Annotated in this window: 3 protein-coding genes; 1 reads left to right on the forward strand and 2 read right to left on the reverse strand. The window is 25.5% G+C overall.

Translation table 11 applies throughout. From position 1 onward, the window contains the following. Positions 1-5: 5 nt before the first annotated feature. A complete protein-coding gene (locus Q0352_RS01465; RefSeq protein WP_299522467.1) occupies positions 6-2,138 on the reverse strand; it encodes a polysaccharide biosynthesis tyrosine autokinase in 2,133 nt (710 codons plus the stop codon). 101 nt (positions 2,139-2,239) lie between these two features. Between Q0352_RS01465 and Q0352_RS01470 the strand changes: the two genes are divergently transcribed. Continuing rightward, positions 2,240-3,415, forward strand: coding sequence for a polysaccharide biosynthesis/export family protein (locus Q0352_RS01470; protein WP_299522470.1), 1,176 nt, complete (start codon positions 2,240-2,242; stop codon positions 3,413-3,415). A 14-nt stretch (positions 3,416-3,429) separates the two neighbouring features. Here the strand turns inward: Q0352_RS01470 and Q0352_RS01475 are convergent. Continuing rightward, positions 3,430-3,919: O-antigen ligase family protein (locus Q0352_RS01475; RefSeq protein ID WP_299522474.1), on the reverse strand; the 490-nt coding region annotated here is incomplete at its 5' end.

A 3,919-nucleotide genomic window follows, 5' to 3' on the forward strand; every position in this document is an offset into this window, starting at 1 on the left:
ATTCATTAAGCATCATTATGATATTTATTTGAATAATTATAGTTATAGTTATAGTTATAATAACTGTCTTTAGATGTATCCAAATCATTAATAATAATTCCATCAATTTTAGCATTAATATTTTTAATTTTTTTTATAGAAGACATGAAAGCAAAAGTTCTTGAGCTATCTGACCTAACAACAAATAAGTTATAATCAGAAGCCTGGATAAGAATTAGTGTGTCTGATACGGGCTGTACTGGTGGTGAATCGACTATTAAATAATCATATTCCAACTTCAATACATCAAAAAACTTTTTAATCTGTTCTTTATTGACAATATCCGACATATCAAATCTTTTAGCACCAGAGGTTATAATTTCTAACTTTGTCCCAGGTACAGTGAAAATAACATCCTTCAAATTAGCGTCTGATGAAATAATTTCACCCAAGCCAAGTATTTCTTTATCAAATTTGTAAAAGCTATTTAATACAGATGGTCTTCTAATATCCGCCTCTATAAATAGAACTTTATTATTTTTCTCTAATGATAAAGCTAGATTAAAAGCATAACTAGTTTTGCCTTCGGATGGATTGCTTGATGTTACTAAATAACTTTTATTTTTTTCAAACTTAGATTCAATAATGGTTCTAGAAGATCTAATAGCTTCAGAAAAATTTGATTCATTGTCCTCTAAAAAATTTTGTAATATGTGATATCCTTTTTTAATATTTGTAACACTTGGTAACACTCCAACCAGTGGTATATCTAGGTGCTCTATAGCCTCAGGTGTCTTAATAACTGATGAGTTCATCTCTCTATAAAATAGTAAACCATAAAATCCACAAAAAGATAAAAGCAGAGCCATAAAAAAATTCTTGAATGGCTTTGGTGAAAATGGTTGACTTGGAAGATTGGGTATTTCAATTATTTTAAGTTTCGAGACTTGTAGGTTTTGTGCTTCATTAGTTTCTTTAACTCTTTGCAAAAAAGTTTCATACAATTTTCTGCTACTCTCAACTTCTCTGGAAAAATTTAACATACCAGCCTCTTTTGCCTCTATCACCATTAATTCATTTTTTGCATTCTCCAAATCTTTTCTTGATAAATCAATAAAATTTTTTAAATTACTTAATTCAAAAACTTTTTTTTGAATAACCTCGTCTATGATTGTTTTTAATTGGTTTTCCAAGCTTTTGCTTAGTTCGTATGCTTGAGAAACTTTTGGGTGCTCTACGGTATAGATTAGTAATAGAGATTGAATATTATTTTCATTGGCACTTAAATTATTTTTAATATTTGAGATTTCTTTTCTTTCGTTAAGATCTTTAATTGCAAGAAGAATATCCATATCACCATTTGCAGTTTTAACTGAGATTAAATCATTTTCATGTTTTTGTATGTCTTGTTTTAATTTAAGAATATTAGCTGAAATGGATTGTATTTCTTTTATGTTTAATTCTTTAACATTTCCTGTGTCTACTAAATTTTGCTCTTTTTTATATTGAGCTAAATCTTTATCAGCTATATCCATCTGAATTCTTAATTCTTTTAATCTTTCTTTAATCTTTGTGTTAGCGTAGGTCGTTATTTGAATTTTACTATCGACCTCATAACGCTGATAAGAACTAATAATATTTTTTAAAGCCAATTGTGATATTTTTGCATTATTAGAAACAAATGTAAGAACCAAAACATCGCTACTTCTTATATTTCTAACACTAAAATTATTTGAAAGGATTGATTTTATATAATCTTTATCAATAATGGTTTTTTTAAAAAAAATTCTATTAAATATATTTTTTTCCGTTTGTGAATAAAGAGCTTGGAACTCAAGTTGGTTTTTTTCATCCTTTACAATATATTCAATAACTTCATCACTTGTTAAAATAGCTATTTGATTATTTACTCTATTTTGGATATTGGCAGTAGAATAGGCCTCATCTATACTCACTATCTTGTTTTCATCAGGCGATATCACCAATGTAGCTTCACTCAAATATTTTTTTTCGATATTAAGTGAAATAAAAAATACTATTAATGAAAGCAAAGTTGATGCAAATAATAAGTGTTTTAAGTTTTTTTTAGCAAGTAATATAAGAAAACTAAAATCACCTAAATCAAATACATCAAATAAACCTAATGTTTTGTTGTACATATTGTATATATATTCAATTTATATTAAATTGATACCTAAAATGAAATCAATAAATAGTTATAAAATTTATTCACAATATATGTAATTAAAAATCATGAATAATGGAACCAGGTGTCAAAATATTAATGAATACAATCAACGGTCTAAAATTTTTGTTTAAAATTAGTAAAATAATTTTTATAATATTCTTAACTTATGGTTGTTCGTATTTACCAGGTATTAATAAAGATATAAAAAACCAAAAGAGTACAAAAAATATTACTGGATACTATTCAATAAATGATATTACTATAGATATCATTGACATTAATAAGCTCAATGAAAACCAAATAAATAATTATAATAAATCTCAAGTTAATAAACCTAAATATTCAATAAAGGAATTTTCAAATATTTATAACTACCAATATGCATATGCATTAGGTTCTGCTGATACAATTTCTATTAATTTAACTGATACTGACGATTTAGATGGATCTTATATAATTGGTCCAAATGGCGATATAGATTTACCGTTTGTTGGAAAAATTAATATTGAAAATTTAACATTAACTGAAACTAAAAAAAAATTAATTTCAGTTTTAAAAAAATATTATAAAAACTATGATTTACAAATTAAAATAGAAGAATTTAATAGTAGTAAAGTTTACATTTTAGGTGCTGTAAAAAATCAACTTACAATTAATCTTAATCAAAAACCGATAAAATTAATTGATGCAGCCATTCAAGCTAATTACAACCCAAATTCAGCGGATAAAAATTATGGAAACAAAGGTTTGTTAAGAAGAGATAATAAAGTTTATAAAATTGATATAAATAAAATTTTTCAGAGTACAGATGCTAAAGACAATTTTTACTTAAAAAAAAATGACGTGTTATTTGTTGATAGAAATTCTGAAGCTTTACATATTTTTGGTGAGGTAACAAAACCAGGAGTTTATTTTCCTAATATGGATTACTCTTTAACAGAATTAATTTCTTCTGCTGGTATGAACGCATTAACTGCTAATGCATCAAAAGTTTATGTTATTAGAGAGGATTATAATTCTTTCTTAAAAATAAACGTTTTTAAGCTTGATATTAGAAATCCTATTAATTTAGTTTTGGGAAAAAGATTTATACTACAATCAAAAGATATAGTGTTTATACCCCCAACAAATCTTGTTAAATGGAATAGAGTTATAAGCCTACTCACTCCACAAACGGATTTATTTAGTTCTTATAATCCAATCATTCAAGAAGGTGTAAAATCAAGTAATACAAATCTAACAGAATAAATCAGTCATCAAATTTATATTTCAAGCTTATTACTTCGGTCATAGTTAATACTTAACAATAAAACAAATAAAAGCTGAATTATTGGTATATGAAAAGAAAAATCAAAAATAAGTATAAATATTAATAAATAGCAAAGTAAAAAGTTTTTAAATGAAAAAAAACTTTTACTAGCACACGCTACTAAAAGACTCAAAGAAATCAAAATAGATCCAATAATCCCGAATTCACCCATAAACTCTATAAAATCAGAGTGGGTATGTGAGGCAAAATTTGTTGATAAATTTGGAAAGTTTATTTTTAGCAAGTTTTCAAAACCCCCTCCTCCATAACCAAAAAAAATAAATTTTTTAAACTCAAAAAACCCAAATTTTGTTAGGTCACCTCTTGATAAAATAAGTTCAGTTGTAGCTGGTAGGTATTCGATGATTTCTTCATCTAAAAAAGAAAATCTTTGTATCAATTTTTCAGAGCCAAAATAAAATCCTAAAATCAATATATCAAAC

Origin of the sequence: uncultured Lutibacter sp., from assembly GCF_937891065.1 — a bacterium.
Lineage (GTDB): Bacteria > Bacteroidota > Bacteroidia > Flavobacteriales > Flavobacteriaceae > Lutibacter.

What these genes read in the sequence shown, in the direction of transcription:
- Q0352_RS01465 (WP_299522467.1), bottom strand. Translation starts at nt 2,138, where the DNA reads ATGTACAACAAAACATTAGGTTTATTTGATGTATTTGATTTAGGTGAT.
- Q0352_RS01470 (WP_299522470.1), top strand. Translation starts at nt 2,240, where the DNA reads ATGGAACCAGGTGTCAAAATATTAATGAATACAATCAACGGTCTAAAA.